Source organism: Synechococcus sp. J7-Johnson (assembly GCF_024345795.1).
Taxonomy (GTDB): Bacteria; Cyanobacteriota; Cyanobacteriia; order PCC-6307; family Cyanobiaceae; genus Regnicoccus_A.
On record NZ_JAGQBU010000001.1, the window covers coordinates 20838 to 37587 of the forward strand.

General features: G+C 67.0%; 16 protein-coding genes and 1 tRNA gene. 10 read left to right on the forward strand and 7 right to left on the reverse strand.

Features of this window, described 5'->3' with window-relative positions; genetic code table 11:
• The first annotated feature begins 2 nt into the window (after positions 1-2).
• Positions 3-3011 (forward strand): phosphoenolpyruvate carboxylase, encoded by a 3009-nt coding sequence (gene ppc, locus KBY93_RS00125; RefSeq protein WP_255092194.1) that lies wholly within the window; start codon positions 3-5, stop codon positions 3009-3011.
• Between the two features lie 7 nt (positions 3012-3018).
• Entirely contained in the window at positions 3019-3501 is a 483-nt protein-coding gene (locus KBY93_RS00130) for an N-acetyltransferase (RefSeq protein ID WP_255092195.1), read from the forward strand.
• 2 nt (positions 3502-3503) lie between these two features.
• Here KBY93_RS00130 and KBY93_RS00135 read toward each other — a convergent pair.
• Positions 3504-3577 (reverse strand) — tRNA-Arg (locus tag KBY93_RS00135).
• An 81-nt stretch (positions 3578-3658) separates the two neighbouring features.
• On the opposite strand from KBY93_RS00135, the gene recF reads away from it, so the two are divergent.
• Together recF and speD are read left to right on the forward strand one after the other, a co-directional pair.
• A complete protein-coding gene (recF, locus tag KBY93_RS00140) occupies positions 3659-4807 on the forward strand; it encodes a DNA replication/repair protein RecF (RefSeq protein WP_399222294.1) in 1149 nt (382 codons plus the stop codon).
• A 47-nt stretch (positions 4808-4854) separates the two neighbouring features.
• On the forward strand, positions 4855-5337 hold the full coding sequence (gene speD, locus KBY93_RS00145; protein WP_255092196.1) for an adenosylmethionine decarboxylase: 483 nt from the start codon (positions 4855-4857) through the stop codon (positions 5335-5337).
• Here the strand turns inward: speD and larE are convergent.
• Entirely contained in the window at positions 5309-6217 is a 909-nt protein-coding gene (larE, locus tag KBY93_RS00150; protein ID WP_255092197.1) for an ATP-dependent sacrificial sulfur transferase LarE, read from the reverse strand. The genes speD and larE overlap by 29 nt on opposite strands.
• 46 nt (positions 6218-6263) lie before the next feature.
• Between larE and KBY93_RS00155 the strand changes: the two genes are divergently transcribed.
• Entirely contained in the window at positions 6264-7427 is a 1164-nt protein-coding gene (locus tag KBY93_RS00155) for a cob(I)yrinic acid a,c-diamide adenosyltransferase (RefSeq protein WP_255092198.1), read from the forward strand.
• A 46-nt stretch (positions 7428-7473) separates the two neighbouring features.
• Here KBY93_RS00155 and moeB read toward each other — a convergent pair whose 3' ends face one another.
• Together moeB and KBY93_RS00165 are read right to left on the reverse strand one after the other, a co-directional pair.
• Positions 7474-8646: a molybdopterin-synthase adenylyltransferase MoeB gene (gene moeB / locus KBY93_RS00160; RefSeq protein WP_255092412.1), complete on the reverse strand. Its 1173-nt coding sequence runs from the start codon at positions 8644-8646 to the stop codon at positions 7474-7476.
• Positions 8647-8697: 51 nt separating this feature from the next.
• Entirely contained in the window at positions 8698-9207 is a 510-nt protein-coding gene (locus tag KBY93_RS00165; RefSeq protein WP_255092199.1) for a M67 family metallopeptidase, read from the reverse strand.
• A 46-nt stretch (positions 9208-9253) separates the two neighbouring features.
• On the opposite strand from KBY93_RS00165, the gene KBY93_RS00170 reads away from it, so the two are divergent.
• Positions 9254-9634, forward strand: coding sequence for a CAAD domain-containing protein (locus KBY93_RS00170; protein WP_255092200.1), 381 nt, complete (start codon positions 9254-9256; stop codon positions 9632-9634).
• 22 nt (positions 9635-9656) lie between these two features.
• Here KBY93_RS00170 and KBY93_RS00175 read toward each other — a convergent pair whose 3' ends face one another.
• On the reverse strand, positions 9657-10745 hold the full coding sequence (locus KBY93_RS00175) for a fructosamine kinase family protein (RefSeq protein WP_255092201.1): 1089 nt from the start codon (positions 10743-10745) through the stop codon (positions 9657-9659).
• On the opposite strand from KBY93_RS00175, the gene crtD reads away from it, so the two are divergent.
• Entirely contained in the window at positions 10636-12219 is a 1584-nt protein-coding gene (crtD, locus tag KBY93_RS00180; protein ID WP_255092202.1) for a C-3',4' desaturase CrtD, read from the forward strand. The genes KBY93_RS00175 and crtD overlap by 110 nt on opposite strands.
• 31 nt (positions 12220-12250) lie before the next feature.
• On the opposite strand, the gene KBY93_RS00185 is transcribed toward crtD, so the two are convergent.
• Positions 12251-13120 carry a prephenate/arogenate dehydrogenase gene (locus KBY93_RS00185; protein WP_255092203.1) on the reverse strand — a complete coding sequence of 290 codons (870 nt, stop codon included), beginning with the start codon at positions 13118-13120 and terminating at the stop codon, positions 12251-12253.
• A gap of 42 nt (positions 13121-13162) precedes the next feature.
• Between KBY93_RS00185 and KBY93_RS00190 the strand changes: the two genes are divergently transcribed.
• From KBY93_RS00190 to KBY93_RS00200, 3 genes are all read left to right on the forward strand, one after another.
• Positions 13163-14596 (forward strand): helicase, encoded by a 1434-nt coding sequence (locus KBY93_RS00190; protein ID WP_255092204.1) that lies wholly within the window; start codon positions 13163-13165, stop codon positions 14594-14596.
• A 68-nt stretch (positions 14597-14664) separates the two neighbouring features.
• Positions 14665-14910, forward strand: coding sequence for a DUF2839 domain-containing protein (locus tag KBY93_RS00195; protein ID WP_255092413.1), 246 nt, complete (start codon positions 14665-14667; stop codon positions 14908-14910).
• Positions 14911-14997: 87 nt separating this feature from the next.
• Positions 14998-15378, forward strand: coding sequence for a DUF1815 family protein (locus KBY93_RS00200; RefSeq protein ID WP_255092205.1), 381 nt, complete (start codon positions 14998-15000; stop codon positions 15376-15378).
• A 33-nt stretch (positions 15379-15411) separates the two neighbouring features.
• On the opposite strand, the gene recA is transcribed toward KBY93_RS00200, so the two are convergent.
• A complete protein-coding gene (recA, locus tag KBY93_RS00205) occupies positions 15412-16611 on the reverse strand; it encodes a recombinase RecA (RefSeq protein WP_255092206.1) in 1200 nt (399 codons plus the stop codon).
• Positions 16612-16750: the final 139 nt, after the last annotated feature.

Sequence of the window (16750 nt, forward strand, 5' to 3'; positions counted from 1 at the left end):
CCATGCGGCAGCCCCTGTCCGCCCCATCCGCCGTACTGGCCCAGGCCGCCCAGGCAGTTTCCACGGCTCCAGCCCCCCGTGTCACCCGGCTGCTCGGAGAGCGGCTTGAGCTGGTGGAGGATCTCTGGCAAACGGTCCTGCTCAGCGAGTGTCCGCCCGATCAGGCCGAGCGGCTGCTGCGACTCAAGCGGCTGAGCGACCCCTCAGAAGCTGCCGACGGCACGGTCGACACCACGGCCTCCATCGTGCAGCTGATCCGGGAAATGGACCTCTCGGAGGCGATCGCCGCGGCCCGCGCCTTTTCGCTCTACTTCCAACTGGTGAACATCCTCGAGCAGCACATCGAGGAAGACAGTTACCTGGCCAGCCTGCAGGAGGCTTCCACTCCCTCCAGACCCGACCCCTTCGCCCCACCTCTGGCCAGCCAGACCGATCCGGCCACCTTCCGGGAGCTGTTCACCCGCCTGCGGGGACTGAACGTTCCCCCTGCCCAGATCGAAAACCTGCTGCGGGAACTCGACATCCGGCTGGTGTTCACGGCCCACCCCACGGAGATCGTGCGCCACACCGTGCGCCACAAACAGCGGAGGGTGGCGGCCCTGATCCACCGCCTGCAGCAGGACAGCCCATCAGAACTGCATGACGAGCGCAGCCTGCGGCTGCAGCTGGAAGAGGAGATCAGGCTGTGGTGGCGCACCGACGAGCTGCACCAGTTCAAGCCTTCTGTGCTCGATGAGGTCGATTACGCCCTCCACTACTTCCAGCAGGTTCTCTTTGACGCGATGCCGCTGCTGCGCCAGCGAATCCTCAATGCCCTCGCCGCCAGTTACCCGGATGTGGAGGCCCCACGTGACGCCTTCTGCACCTTCGGTTCCTGGGTGGGCTCCGACCGCGATGGCAACCCTTCCGTCACTCCCGACATCACCTGGCGTACCGCCTGCTATCAGCGTCAGCTGATGATCGAGCGCTACATCACGGCGGTGCAGGGCCTGCGCGACCAGCTCAGCATCTCGATGCAGTGGTCCCAGGTGAGCGCCCCCCTGCTGGAGTCCCTGGAGATGGACCGGCTGCGGTTCCCGGAGATCTACGAGGAGCGGGCCGCCCGCTATCGGCTCGAGCCCTACCGCCTCAAGCTCAGCTACATCGTCGAACGGTTGCGCCTCACCCACCAGCGCAACAAGCAGCTGGCAGAAGCCGGATGGGAATCCCCCTGCGACAGCGCCGGGCCGGCGGTGTTGAGCACGGGCACCGGGCCCATGGCAGCTGCCCCGCCCGAACTGCACTACGGCTCGGTGAACGAGCTTCGCCAAGACCTGGAGCTGCTGCGCGACAGCCTCGAAACCACAGGCCTCAGCTGTGAACCACTGCAGACCCTGCTCAGCCAGGTCCACATCTTCGCCTTCAGTCTGGCCAGCCTCGACATCCGCCAGGAGAGCACCCGACACAGCGATGCCCTTGACGAACTGACCCGCTACCTGCAGCTTCCCATTCCTTACGGGGAGATGGAGGAGGAACAGCGGGTTGAGTGGCTGCTGCAGGAATTGCAGACTCGCCGCCCCCTGCTCCCGCCCGCGACCCGATGGAGTCCGGCCACCGACGAAACCTTTGCGGTGTTCCGCATGCTGCAGCGGCTGCAGCAGGAATTCGGCCCCCGCATCTGCCGCACCTACGTCATCTCGATGGCCCACACGGTCTCCGACCTGCTGGAGGTGCTGCTGCTGGCCAAGGAGGCCGGTCTGGTGGACCCCAAGGCGGTGCAGACCCAGTTACTGGTGGTGCCCCTGTTCGAAACGGTGGAGGATCTACAGCGGGCTCCGGCGGTGATGCAACGCGTCTTCTCGGAGCCCTTCTACAGGGCGCTGCTGGCCAGCAGCGCCGAATCCGACAAGCCCCTACAGGAGGTGATGCTCGGCTACTCCGACAGCAACAAGGATTCGGGCTTCCTCTCCAGCAACTGGGAAATTCACAAGGCCCAGATCGCTCTGCAGCGACTGGCTTCAGAGCACGAAGTGGCTCTGTGCATCTTCCACGGCCGGGGCGGCTCGGTGGGACGAGGCGGTGGCCCGGCTTACCAGGCGATCCTGGCCCAGCCCAGTGGCACCCTCAACGGCCGCATCAAGATCACCGAGCAGGGTGAGGTGCTGGCCTCGAAGTACTCCTTACCGGAGCTTGCGCTCTACAACCTCGAAACGGTGACCACCGCGGTGCTGCAGAACAGCCTGGTGAGCACCAACGTCGATGACACCCCCACCACGAACGAACTGATGGGCCGCCTGGCAGCACGCTCCCGGGTGCACTACCGGCGCCTGGTGCATGAAAACCCCGATCTTGTGGCCTTCTTCCAGCAGGTCACACCGATCGAGGAGATCAGCAAACTGCAGATCTCCAGCCGCCCAACCCGCCGCAAGAGTGGAGCCAAGGATCTCTCCAGCCTGCGGGCGATCCCCTGGGTGTTCGGCTGGACCCAGAGCCGCTTCCTTCTGCCCAGCTGGTTCGGTGTGGGGGCAGCCCTGCAGGAGGAACTCGACGAAGATCCCGGCCAGCTGGAGTTGCTGCGTCTGCTCTACCAGCGCTGGCCCTTCTTCCGCATGCTGATCTCCAAGGTGGAGATGACCCTCTCGAAGGTGGATCTCGACCTGGCTCATCATTATGTGCAGGCACTCGGTCGCCCCAGCCACCGCGAAGCCTTCGAGGAGATCTTCCAGGTGATCGCGGCCGAGTTCGAACTCACCCGGGATCTGGTACTGATGATCTCCGGTCACGGCCGCCTGCTGGATGGGGATCCAGCCCTGCAGCTCTCGGTCGACCTGCGCAACCAGACGATCGTGCCCCTCGGCTACCTGCAGGTGGCCCTATTGCGGCGACTGCGCGACCAGAACCGGCAGCCGCCAATGAGCGAAGCCAGCAGCGGCGATGGCCAGGATGGCCGCACCTACAGCCGCAGCGAACTGCTGCGCGGCGCCCTGCTCACCATCAACGGCATCGCCGCGGGCATGCGCAACACCGGTTGAAGCGCGCTTGATTCCCTTCCGCAGCCAACCGCCCGCCCCACGACTGCCCGAGGGCTACCGAACGGAGGCCGAGCCCCCCCAGCCCGGGGAGTTGAACAGCTTGCTGATGGCCTGCGGCGAGTCGCAGCGTGATGAGCAGCGGCTGGCCCTGGTGCTGGAGCGCAGCGCCTGGCAACTCTGTGTGCGGGATCCGCAGGGGCGGTTGGTGGGCTTCGTGCGGGCCACCAGCGATCAGGCCCTCAATGCCAACCTCTGGGATCTCTCGGCCTGGCCGGCGGATCCCCATCGGTCCACGGTGCTGGCGGTGCTGGTGCACGGCTCCCTCAGCCGCCTGCGCCGCGAACTGAGTGGTTGCAGTATTTCGGTGGCAGCTCCACCGGAGGCTCTCTCAGCCCTTCAACAGCACGGCTTCATGGTCGACCCAGGTGGTATCCGCGCCATGGGTCTCGTGCTCACCACAGCCGAGGGGGACACCCAGGGAGCCGAATGAAACGAGCATGGAGGGACTCGAACCCCCGACATTCAGAACCGGAATCTGACGCTCTATCCAACTGAGCTACATGCCCGAGCGGGGAGGTCATCCCTTTCCCGGTGGTCGTAGCTTACCCGCACGCCGCTCCTGACCCATTCGGCTGCATCGCCTGGAGCTGCTCGATTTTCGTAACTACGACCAGCTCTCCCTTGAGCTCTGCCAGCCACGTCTGCTGGTCATCGGCGCCAACGGGGAGGGCAAGTCGAATCTGCTTGAGGCGGTGGAGCTGCTCGGCAGCCTGCGCTCCCATCGCAGCGGACACGACCGCGACCTGATCCGCCATGGCCAGAGCCGGGCGCTGGTGCGCGGCTGGTGCGGCGATGGCGACACCCCTGGAGCACCAGAGCCAGCACCTGGGCTGAATCAACTTGAGCTCGAACTGGAGGTGAGGCGCCAGGGTGGGCGCCAGGCCCGCCGCAATGGCAAGGTCCTGGAGCGCCAGCTTGATCTGGTGGGCCCCCTGCGCTGCGTGGGCTTCAGTGCCCTCGACCTGGAGCTGGTGCGGGGGGAGCCCGCCCTGCGGCGCCAGTGGCTCGATCGGGTGGTGCTGCAACTGGAGCCGGTCTACGGGGAGCTGCTGGCTCGCTATGGCCGATTGCTGCGCCAGCGCAGCCAGTTACTGCGCCGCGGCCTGAGCCAGGGGGAGCAGCAGCTGCACTCGCTCCTCGACGCCTTCGATCAGCAGATGGCCCTGATCGGCACACGCCTGCACCGCCGCCGCCGCCGCGCCCTGGCTCGCCTGCAACCCCTGGCCGCAGCCTGGCAGGCCCAGCTCAGTGGCGGACGCGAGCGTCTTGAGTTGCGCTATCAGGCTGGCAGCCAGCTGGAGGGGGAGGAAGCGGAAGTCCCCTGGCGGGAGGCTCTGCTGGAGCAACTGCGGCGGCAGCGCCCGGAGGAACGCCGACTGGGAGCCTGCCAGGTGGGCCCCCACCGCGATGAGGTGGCGATGCTGCTGGGGGAGGAACCTGCCCGCCGGTTCGGATCCGCCGGCCAGCAGCGCACCCTGGTGCTGGCCCTGAAACTGGCGGAACTGGAGCTGGTGCAGCAGCTCTGGGGTGAGCCGCCCCTGCTGCTGCTCGACGATGTGCTGGCAGAACTCGACCCGAGGCGCCAGGAGTTGCTTCTGGAGGTGGTGGGCACAGGACACCAGTGCCTGGTGAGCGCCACCCACCTGACGTCGTTCAGCGCCAACTGGCAGGGGGGCGACTCCCAGGTGGTGCAGATCTGCCGGGGGAAGATTGTCGATTCGGCCGGGCAACCGTAAGAAACCTGAAGGGATGCGTAGGATGGTCTCTTGCTTGCGCGCATTCGATGACCCAGAGCCTGCCCTGCCTCCACCCCAACCCGGGATGGAGTGGAGCCCAAAGCACCCAGAGCTTTCAAAGCCAACCCCCCACGACCAGCGACATGGTGGGGAAACATTGCATCCTTGAGCTTTACAACTGCGATTCAAAAAAGCTCAACGACGAAGCTTTTCTCAGAGACGCCATCACGACTGCAGCGAAACGTGCCGGCGCCACTTTGCTCAATCTGATCACCCACCGCTTCGAACCGCAGGGTGTCACAGGTCTGGCCCTGCTGGCTGAATCTCACATCTCAATCCACACCTGGCCTGAGTCGGGCTATGCAGCGGTGGACGTGTTCACCTGCGGTGACCACACCATGCCCGAGCGTGCCTGTCAGGTGCTGGCCGATGAGCTTGAGGCGGCCAGCCGCAACCTCAAGAGTTTCCGCCGGGAAACTCCCGACTCAATCAGCGAGCAGATCAGGGAACCCCTGGATCTGGCTGCCTGAGGCCGGTTGAAGCCAGTGGCCTCGGGGCTGCTGGCTTCAGGCTCGCCTCACGGTTGAGCTTGCCGCTGATCAATCCCTCAAGATCCAGGCTGACAGCGGCGAAACCAAAGGATCTGAACGCCTCTACCAGCTCCTGGCGCGGCAACCAGCTGAGCAGACCGTCAAGTTGGTCGGCGGGAACCTCCACACGCGCAGTCGCCCCCTGACAGCGCACCCGCAGCTGCTCAACTCCGCGCTGGCGCAGCCAGTCTTCGGCAGCTGCAACACGCTCCAGGCGCGAGGCCGTGACCGGCTCGCCGTAGGGAAAACGGGAGGCCAGGCAGGGTTGGGCCGGCTTGTCCCACCAGGGGAAGCCCAGGGCCCTGGAAATCTGACGCACGGCTGCCTTGTCGAGGCCGTGCTCGGCCAGGGGCGAGCGCACACCACGCTCGCGGGCAGCACGGATGCCTGGCCGATGATCGCCGAGATCGTCGCGGTTCACCCCATCCAGCACCTGGATGGCGCCGCCCGAGAGAGAAGCCAGCAGGCCATGCAGCTCGCGCTTGCAGGCGTAGCAGCGGTCGGTGGGATTGCTGCTGTAGGCGGGATCCTCCAGTTCACCGGTGGCCACTTCCCGATGCCGGATTCCCATCCAGGCCGCCTGGGAGCGGGCTTCCCGCAACAGATGGGGCGCCAGGGCCGGCGAGACCCCCGTAGCCGCCTCGGCGGCAGCGCCGAGTTGCTCGGCGGCGATCGCCGCCACCAGGGCACTGTCGACACCACCGGAGTAGGCCACCAGCACCTCGCCCAGCTCTCTGACGCTCTGACGCAGCTGGCCGAGGGCCTTCTCCAGCGGCAGTGGCAGAAATTCCACCAGCGGATGGAGGGCCGGGGAGGTCATCGCCTCGTTCAGGGGTCGTTAGGATCCAACCGTAGAAGGCCAGGCCATGGCACCGACCTCCAGCGCGGCCTCCGGTGCGTCGTCCCGCGCAATCGGCATCCGCACGGCCTCAGGCAGCCACGAGCGCAGCCATGGCCAGTTGCACGTCTACGACGGCGACGGCAAGGGCAAGAGCCAGGCTGCCCTTGGAGTGGTCCTGCGGACCATCGGCCTTGGGATCTGCGAGCGCAAGCGGACCAGGGTGCTGCTGCTGCGCTTCCTCAAGGGCCCCGGTCGCGCCTACGACGAAGACGCGGCGATTGAAGCCCTGCAGCAGGGCTTCCCCCACCTGATCGATCAGGTGCGCACTGGCCGCGGCGACTATTTCAGCGCCCAGGAGGCCACCCGCTTCGATCGCCAGGAGGCCCAGCGCGGCTGGGACATCGCCCGGGGTGCCATCGCCAGCGCCCTCTATTCGGTGGTGGTGCTGGATGAACTCAGCCCGGTGCTCGACCTCGGCCTGCTCGAGGTGGACGAGGTGGTGCGCACCCTGGCGGCCAAGCCAGCGGGCATGGAGGTGATCGTCACCGGCCGGGGCGCGCCGCGGTCACTGGTGCAGCTCGCCGACCTGCACTCCGAAATGCGGGCTCACCGGCGCGAGGCCAACGACAGCGCCGGCATCGCCGGCATCGAGATCTACACCGGCGAAGGCAAGGGAAAATCCACCAGTGCCCTGGGCAAGGCCCTGCAGGCGATCGGCCGGGGCATCAGCCAGGACAAGAGCCATCGTGTGCTCATCCTGCAGTGGCTCAAGGGCGGCAGCGGTTACACCGAAGACGCGGCAATCGCGGCCCTCCGCGAAAGCTACCCACACCTGGTGGATCATCTCCGCTCCGGCCGCGATGCCATCGTCTGGAGGGGCCAACAGCAGCCCATTGATTATGTGGAGGCGGAGCGTGCCTGGGAAATCGCCCGGGCGGCCATCTCCAGTGGGCTCTACAAGACCGTGATCCTCGATGAGCTCAATCCCACCGTTGATCTGGAGCTGCTGCCGGTCGAACCGATCATGCAGACCCTGCTGCGCAAACCAGCGGAAACGGAGGTGATCATCACGGGACGCTGCAAAAATCCTCCCGCCTATTTCGATCTGGCCAGCGTGCACTCCGAGATGGTCTGCCACAAGCACTACGCCGAGCGGGGCGTCGACCTCAAGCGCGGGGTGGACTACTGAGCGGGCTGACCATTCAGCCCGCAGCGTGGGATGGGGCCCCAGACACTCAGTAGATCGGAACGGCAGGGTCCACCTGCTCACTCCACGCCTGAATGCCACCACTCACGTTCACCCCTTCGATGCCATGGCGCCCCAGCGCCAGCAGGGCCTTGGCGCTGCGACCACCAAGCTTGCAGTGCACATAGAGACGTTTGCCCTGGGCCAGCCGGCGCACATCCTCGATCGCCTCACCACTCTCGATCCGGTCGAGGGGCACCAGCACCGAGCCGGGGATCACGGCAATGTCGGCTTCAGGGGCGTTGCGCACATCCAGCAGCAGGATGTCCTCCAGCTGACCGTCGATCACGGTCTTGAGTTCGGCCACGGTGATGCTGGGCACACTGCCGGCCTCCTCCTGGCCCGGCGCCGTGCCGCCCACACCGCAGAACTCCTGATAGTCGATCAGCCGGTCGATCACCGGCCGCTCCGGATTGGGACGCAGCTTCAGCTCGCGGAACTTCATGGCCAAGGCATCGAAGAGCAGCAGCCGGCCGCTGAGGGTGGTGCCGATGCCGGTGATGATCTTCACGGCCTCGGTGGCCTGGATCACGCCGATGATGCCGGGCAGCACGCCCACCACCCCGCCCTCGGCGCAGGAGGGCACCATGCCCGGTGGCGGCGGTTCAGGGAAGAGATCGCGGTAGTTGGGACTTTCGGCATCCAGGTTGAACACCGTGGCCTGGCCCTCGAAACGGAAAATCGAGCCATACACATTGGGCTTGCCCAGCAACACGCAGGCGTCGTTGACCAGGTAGCGCGTGGGGAAGTTGTCGGTGCCGTCGCAGACCAGGTCGTAGGGCTCGATGATCTCGAGCGCGTTCTCGCTGGTGAGCGCCGTCTCGTAGAGATCCACCTGGCAGTGGGGGTTGATCTCGAGGATGCGCGCCTTTGCCGATTCGATCTTGGGCTTGCCCACCCAGCTGGTGCCATGGATCACCTGGCGTTGAAGGTTGGAGTGATCCACCACGTCGAAGTCGACGATGCCCAGGCGGCCCACGCCGGCGGCGGCCAGGTAGAGCAGAAGTGGGGATCCCAGCCCCCCGGTGCCCACGCAGAGCACGGAGGCGGCCTTGAGGCGCTTCTGCCCCGCCATGCCCACTTCCGGAAGGATCAGATGGCGGGAAAAACGGGCCACCTCGTCGGGACTGAGCTGGACGCCGCTGATGTCGGGGGGAAGCATGGGCAAGAAGGCCGTGGGCCGCAGAAGGGACCGCGTGCGGCGGCCCTCTCCCTACTCTCCCAAATCCTCGCCCCCCGCTGATGGCCTGACAGCCGGTAGGACCAGCGCCAGTTCCCGCGCAGCCGGCAGGGAGGACGAATCACCGGGCAAGTCCGCGATCCACCAGGCGCGTAGTTCCCCTGAGGCGCCGAGGATCAGCATCAAGGCCGGAGCGAAGGCCCAGGCGCAATCGGTGGGGGAGGGAATCGCCGCCGAGCTGGGATGGCTGTGGGCCGTGCCCAGCACTTGCCAGCCGCGCTGCCGTCCCCACTTCTGGGCCATCAACTGCTCGCGGGGGTCGATGGCGAAACGCTCACAGCGCTGCTCGCTCTGCGGCCAAACGTTCAGGCAAGGCCAGATGAGCCGAAGACTGGCGACGGCAGGGGCTCCCGGGCCTGCGCCAGCGGGGTGACCCAGCAGCAAGGCGCAGCCCTCCTGGGGGGCCACGGCAGCCAGCACGGCCCGCAGAACGGTCAGCTGATGCGAATCAACCACAAGCCGCTCTGGCCAGTCGCTGCCCATACCGATACCTTGAGCCCTTGACTCTCACACCATCGCCACTCCATTGATGAGCGACGCAACCACCGAACAGGAGCCGACGACCAGCGAGGCCGGCACGTCATGGGCGGAGAGCGAAGCTGGTGCCAACTTCAGCGAGCGCTACGGCGAGATCCTCTCCAAGGTCAACCAGACCCTGGATCAGGTGGACTGGTCGCAGATCAGCCGGATCGGCAAGGGTGTAGGCATCCTGCTGGCGGTGATCGTGGCTCAGGTGCTGATCAAAGGAGTGCTCGACACCATCAACCTGCTGCCGGTGGTGCCAGGCCTGCTTGAGCTCCTCGGCCTGGTGGTGGTTGGCCAATGGAGCTGGAAGAACCTCAGCACCAGCGAGAAGCGCTCTGGCGTGGTGTCCCGCTTCCAGACTCTGCGCCAGGAATACCTGGGCTGAAGCGGCCACCGCCAGAACCCGACTACCAGGAACCCAGCGATCCGTCCAAAAGCCCGGCGATCAGGGATTGGGCCTGTCCCCAGTAGCCACCACCGAACAGGTTCGCGTGGTTCAGCAAGTGGTAGAGGTTGTAAATACGGCACCTCAGGGAATGGCCAGCGGGCCTGGGCCATTCCCCGTCGTAGCCGCTGAAGAAAACCGGCGGGAATCCTCCGAAGAGTTGGGCCATGGCGAGGTCCACTTCCCGGTCCCCCCAGTAGACGGCGGGATCAAACAAGGCCACCCCGGGTGAGCTCGGGGTGATTGAACTGGGGGACATCCGGGCAGCATTACCTCCCCACAGGTCGCCATGCACCAGGCAGGGAACGGCTCCATGGCCATTCAGCCACTGTGGCGTGAGCTCCAGCAGCCTCCGGCTTCCCCTCAGCAACCGGCCCGAGCGCTCGGCGAGCTTCAACTGCGGGCCCAGGCGCTGCTCGGTGAAAAAGTTTCCCCAGTCCTGGCTCCAGCGATTGCGCTGAGTGGCGCTGCCGATGAAGTTGTCTCGCGGCCAACCGAAGCCGGGCGAGCCGGAGGCGGAACTGCGGCGATGCAACCGTGCCAGTGCAGCCCCGGCGGACTCCCAGGCCAGGTCGGCCTCGGTCACACCGACTCCGGGAACTCCCAAGCCAGGTCCATCAGAGGTCAGATCCAACCAGTCCATCACCAGCAGGGCCTGGGAGCCCGCCAGGGCACAGTGCATGGGCCTGGGCACCACCAGCTCAGCTCCGGCTGCCGCGGCCAGAGCCAGCAGACCCTCCATCTCCGCCTCCAGTACGGGCAGCTGACTGGCCAGGTTCGTTTTGGCAAACAGCCGGCCGCCACCGGCGAGCTCCAGGGCCCAGGCGCGGTGGCTGCAGCCGCCACCCACGGGCCGGCAGCGCTCCACCTCCTGGCCGAGGGTCTCCTCCAGCCAGCTCACCCAGGGTTCGCGCATCGCAGGCCAGGCCACGCCTGCCAGCATGCCCGCCGTCCCTGCCGCCCAGCACTTGGCCGTCAGTCCCTCCCCCGCGGATTCCCCAGCCACGGATTCCTCCTCCAGGGACGCACCGCTGTTGGATGTGACGGTCATCGGCGGCGGCATCGCCGGGCTGACCGCTGCCGCGCTGCTGGCCCGGGAGGGACTCTCGGTGCGGCTGCTGGAGGCCCACAGCCAGACTGGGGGCTGTGCAGGCACCTTTCGCCGCGGTGGATATGTCTTTGATGTGGGGGCCACCCAGGTTGCGGGGCTTGAACCTGGCGGCATCCACGAGCGCTTGTTCCACCATCTGGGGGTTGAGGCGCCTGCTGCCAGTCCGCTCGACCCAGGCTGTGTGGTGGATCTCTGTGACGGCCAGCCGCCCATCCAGCTGTGGCGGGATCCCGAGCGCTGGCGCCAGGAGCGCCAGCGGCAGTTCCCCGGCAGTGAGCGCTTCTGGAGCCTGTGCGCAGTCCTGCATGAGGCCAACTGGTCATTCGCCCGGCGCGATCCGGTGCTGCCACCCCGCAGCCTCTGGGACCTGGGGCAGTTGCTGGGGGCACTGAGACCAGCGAATCTCGCCTGCGGGACCCTGACCCTCGCCAGTGTGTCCGACCTGCTGTGCCTGAGCGGATGCGGCAGCGATCAGCGCCTGCGGCGCTTCCTTGACCTGCAACTGCGCCTTTACTCCCAGGAACCGGCCGAGGGCACCGCTGCCCTCTACGGCGCCAGCGTGCTGTCCATGGCCCAGGCACCGTTGGGCCTGTGGCACCTCCAGGGCTCGATGCAGGCCCTGAGTGAAAGGCTCGAAACCGCCCTGGCGGTCCAGGGCGGCGAATTACTCCTGAGCCATCGGGTGACGAGCCTGAAAGCGGCGGGGCCCAAAGTCTGGTGCGTGCGGGGGACGGAGGCAGGCGGGCGCCCTTTCACGAGCTGCAGCGGTGATGTGGTGGTGGCACTGCCCCCCCAGTCCCTGGCTGATCTGCTGGGGGAGGCGATGCCTGCGGCCTACCGCCAGCGCATCAGCAGCTTCCCCGACCCCAGCGGGGCACTGGTGTTCTATGGCGCCGTCGAGCGGGCCCTGCTGCCAGCGGAGTGTCCAGCCCATCTGCAGATCGACTGCAGCGATCCCGGTTCGTTGTTCGTTTCGGTGAGCCGTGAGGGGGATGGGCGGGCGCCGGCGGGGCAGGCCACGGTGATTGCCAGCGTGTTCACCCCGGCACGCCACTGGATGGATATGGAGAGAGAGGCCTATGCGGAAGCCAAGGGTCAGGCCATGGCCCAGATCCAGGCCGGCCTGGAGCGGAACCTGGGGCTGGACGCCACGGCCTGGCGCCACGGGGAACTGGCAACGCCCCGGGGATTTGCCCGCTGGACCGGGCGGCCCTTCGGCTTCGTGGGCGGGCTGGGACAGCACCCATCCCGCTTCGGACCCTTCGGTCTGGCCAGTCGCACCCCACTGCCGGGGCTCTGGCTGTGCGGCGACAGCATCCACCCGGGCGAGGGCACCGCAGGAGTGACCCTCTCGGCGTTGATGGCCAGCAGACAACTGCTGCAGGCTCGGGGCAGAAGCCTGGCACTGCCCTGAACTCCAGCAGCCATGGCCCCAGGCCAGGTGGTCAGAGAAACTCAGGCCGCAGGTCCCGGCAGGCCTCCAGTTCCCGCCCCAGTCCGTCCCAGTCGTGCTGCTTGAGCAGACCTTCAAGGCCTTCGAGGGCCTGGCGGTAGTACCCAAGCGCCTCGGCCAAGGCGGCGCGGTTGCTCCGCGCCATCAAGATGCCCAGCTCCGGATTGCCGCCGCCCACCCGGGTCGTGTCGGCGAAGCCGCTGGAGGCCAGGGCACGCACCAGCTGGGGCAAAGCCGCCTGGGGCGACGCCTCTGCCCCATGCTCTGCCGCCCGCAGCAGGGCGGCGCTCACCAGCACCGGCAGGTGGGAGATCAGGGCCACGGCCTGGTCGTGGTCATGGGCTTCGCACTCCAGCCACTGGGCCCCGAGGGCAACGGCCATGGCGCGAACGTGCTCCAGCGCTCCGGGGTCGGTCTGAAGCGTTGGGGTAGCCACCCAGGGCCGGCCGCGAAAGAGGTTCGGCAGACCCGCCTCCACCCCGGCCGCGATCGTCCCGGCCATCGGGTGGGTAGCAACGAAGTGGGGAACGAGCGGCTCCCAGGCCGCCAGCACCGGTGCCTTCACCGAGGCCAGATCGGCGATCACCGCCCCCTCCGGCAGGGCCGCCAGCAGATCAGGCGAGGGCTCCAGCAACTGATCGAGCGGCAGAGCCAGCAGCACCATCGCGCAGCCCTTGAGCACCGCCGGATCCGTACTCACCTGGCTGGCCAGGCCACGCTGCCGTGCTCGCTCCGCCGTGGCCGGGCGATGAACCAGGCCGCGCACCTCAACGCCCAGTGCCATCAGGTCAAGGCCGATCGAGCCGCCGATCAGGCCCAAGCCCACCACTCCCACCGGTCGTTCATGCCAGAGGGTTGTCATCGCTGGTACGGCCCACTGGCTCCACCTTCCTACGATTCCGCGATGTTGGAAGCCCGCGCCCACCAGCAGCTCAAGCAGCTCCTGCGCCAGGAGGGCGGCATCCGCTGGCCGCACCACCTGACCATGAGCCGACTGGTGGCGCGCAGCCTGCGGCGAGCTGATCACACACTGGTGCGCCTGGCCCCGGGCAGCGACCCCGACTGGCTGGTGGGCCTGCTGGTACCCCTGGCCCTGGGGGAAGCCGCGATCGCCCTGGTGGTCAGCGACCCCCTGCGCCGACGCCTGCAGCAGGTGGAAATGCCCAGGCTGAAGACCGTGGGCCTGCAACTGCCCTGCTGGGAAGGATCCGCGGGCGCCCCCGGGGTGGCTCCCCTCTGGCTCATGAACCACGCTGAGCTGGAGCTGGCCTGGCGCCAGGGCCAGCTAGCGGAGCGGCAACTGGTCGTACCGGAGGCCGAGCGGCTGCACCAGCACTTGCGCCTGGCCCTGGACCGTCCGATCGACAACGGCGACTGGGAGCGGCTGCGTCGGGTTCTGCCCAGCGCCGAACCCAGCCTGCTGGCGCTGCATGAGCGCATGAGCCGTCGAATCTTTGCCCATCCCCCCACACCCTCGGGCCTGGTCCCGATCAGTCCCGAGGAGGAAGCTCCTCTGAGGCACCTGCTGGCGCTGCTGGGGCCCCTACCGGAGGCCTGGCAGCTCTGGCGGTCCGCTGTTGGGCCCGGCTGGACCAGCTGGGCCAGCGTCGACCGGCAGCTGCTGCAGTGGCGTCTGCACCGCCAGCCGCTCGAACCTCTGGAGGCCATGGAGGGCCTGCTCCACAATCGCGGCGTCGTGCTGGTGGGCCAGTTCGGGCGGAGTGCCGCTCTGACCGGCATCAATCCCCAGGTGAATGTGAACCTCTCGGATCCACCCCTCTCCGATCCGCTGCCGCTCTATGCCCCCCTGGGCCAACCCTTCCCCAACAGCCCGCACTTCGGCACCCATCTGCTCGATCACTGCCGGCGACTGGTGTTGGGCCAGAGCGGCCTGACGATCGTGCTGGTGGATGAGCATACCCAGCGGCTCAGCCTCGCCAGCGCCCTGGCGGCGGAGTTCGGCCGCCGGGTGGGACATGAAACCACCGCGCCCGAGAGCAACGGAGTGATCTGCTGCGGCTGGCAGTGGTGGCTGGACCACCAGGGGCGGCTGCCGCTGCCGCGCCAGGTGATCGTCGGGCCACTGCCGATCGCCAGCCTCGAAGACCCACTCACGGCAGCGCGGGTCAACCGGCTGCGCCAGGCTGGCCGCGATTGGTTCCGGGAACTGCTGCTGCCGGAGGCCATGACCCGTCTCCAGCTGGCGCTGGCGGGGCTGCGCCGGGGCGGCGGGCGGCTGGCGGTGCTGGATGGACGCTTGCGCAGCCGCAGCTGGGGGCACCAAGTGCTCAGCGCCCTGGAGCCATGGGTGGCACTGAACAGATTGTTGCCGCTCTGAACACGACCCGATCAAGTGACCCCAGCGATGCCCGTAGCCTGGTGCCAGCCAGGATGTCACCGGGAAGCATGGGAGAGGCCAAACGCCGCTCGGAACAGGGTTTACCGCCCCGCGGGCCGCAGAAGAACCCCAGCTCTGCCAAGGACACCTCCCCGCGGCTGGCCCCTTGGCTGCCATTGACCCGCCGCCAGGCCGACCGCTTCGTTCAGGTCTCCACCCAGGGGGCCTGGGTGGGCATTGCAGCCCTGGTGCTGTTCTGGGTCACAGTCCGCTTCATCGGACCATCCGTCGGCTGGTGGACCCTCTCGGATTGATCGGGTGCGCCTTTGCCCACACCAGGCTCCAGCCGTGGCAGAAAGTGGAAGAAAACCTTAGGATCACCCCAATTCCTGAGCTGACCGATGTTTCCCCGCCTCGCTGAGCAATACCGCTCCGTAGTGCTCGACCTGGTGATGAGCCTGCAGGCCCTGGCCAGCAGCCTGCAGCGCAAAGGCCTGGTGGCCACCTGCTACGTCTGCGGTGATGGCCGAGATGGCCATGGTGCGTCGTTCGTGGCCGACCTCGGAGACGCTCACATGGTGCGCTTTCTGGTCTCCGATTTCGGGATCAGCTGGGTGGAATCTCGCAACGGCTGCGAACTGGTGAAGCTCGAAGGCGCCGAGGCCATCCAGGAACTGCAGCGGGTTGCCACCTTCCTGCAGGACGCTCAACCCTCCGCCCCAACGCCTGCGGCCACCGGGCAAGATCCCGAGGCCAGCAGGCTTGAGGCTCCCCTGATCTGAGCTGTGCTTGTGCTGTGCTGCGCCTCCCTGATCTCAGCTGACAGCAGGCTCCAGAGCATCAGCAGCGTGCTCCATCACTGATTCGGTGGATTCCGAGGCAGACGAAGCGGTCGAGCTGGTGGCGGCGAGCTTGGCGGCCGCCGCTGCCAGTGGCTTGAGCGAATTAGCGGTCACATCAGCACCCTCGGTGAGCTTCCGCCGGACCTCGGCCTCGATCTGCTCCTTCTGCTCCGGATTCTGCTCCAACCAGGTGATGGTGTTGTCGCGGCCCTGACCGATGTTGTCACCGCCGTAGCTGTACCAGGCACCCTTGCGGATCACCACACCGGTTTCCTCGGCCAGGTCAAGCACACAGCCCAGGGTGCTGATGCCACGGCCGAAGAGAATGTCGAACTCGGCGATTCGGAACGGGGGCGCCACCTTGTTCTTGGCCACCTTCACCTTGGCGCGGATGCCGTATTCCTCCGTGCCGCGCTTGAGGGTCTGGATACGACGGATATCAAGCCGCACCGAGGCATAGAACTTGAGGGCGTTGCCGCCGGTGGTGGTTTCAGGGTTGCCGTAGGTGACGCCGATCTTCTGGCGCAGCTGGTTGAGAAAGATCACCGTGCAACCCGACTTGCCGATGTTGCCGGTGATCTTGCGCATCGCCTGGCTCATCAGGCGGGCCTGGCTGCCGACGGCAAGATCACCCATTTCCCCCTCAATCTCAGCCCGCGGAGTGAGCGCAGCCACCGAGTCGACAACAACGATATCGACGGCGGCGGAGCGCACCAGTTGATCGACGATCTCCAGTGCCATTTCACCCGTATCGGGCTGGGACACCAGCAGATTTTCGATATCAACGCCCAGGGCAGCGGCATAGACCGGGTCGAGCGCATGCTCCGCATCCACAAAAGCGGCTACCCCGCCACGGCGCTGCGCTTCGGCGATGGCATGGAGGGTGAGGGTGGTCTTGCCGGAACTCTCCGGCCCATAGACCTCCACCACCCGGCCCTTGGGATACCCGCCGCCCAGGGCCAGATCGAGAGTGAGGGCACCGGTGGACATCGTTTCCACCCGCATCCGGGAGGCATCCCCCAGGCGCATGATCGAGCCCTTGCCGAAGTTGCGCTCGATCTGGCCGAGGACCAGGTTGAGGGCCTTGTCGCGCTCAGCTGCGCCGGCCGCTGACGCGCTTGAGGAGCGGGGCTGGGCCGACCTGAGGTCGGTGCTCTTGGGGTCGACAGGCATGGTCAGAAGAAAGCGAAGGAACGGGCCGGAAAGGGACGGACCCTGGGGGATGTCGCCGTGCGGCCTCACAGCTACAGGTGCCACCAAAGCCGATGGATGTATCAAGGCGGTGGCAAAACAGCGACAGCAGGCCCCTGAC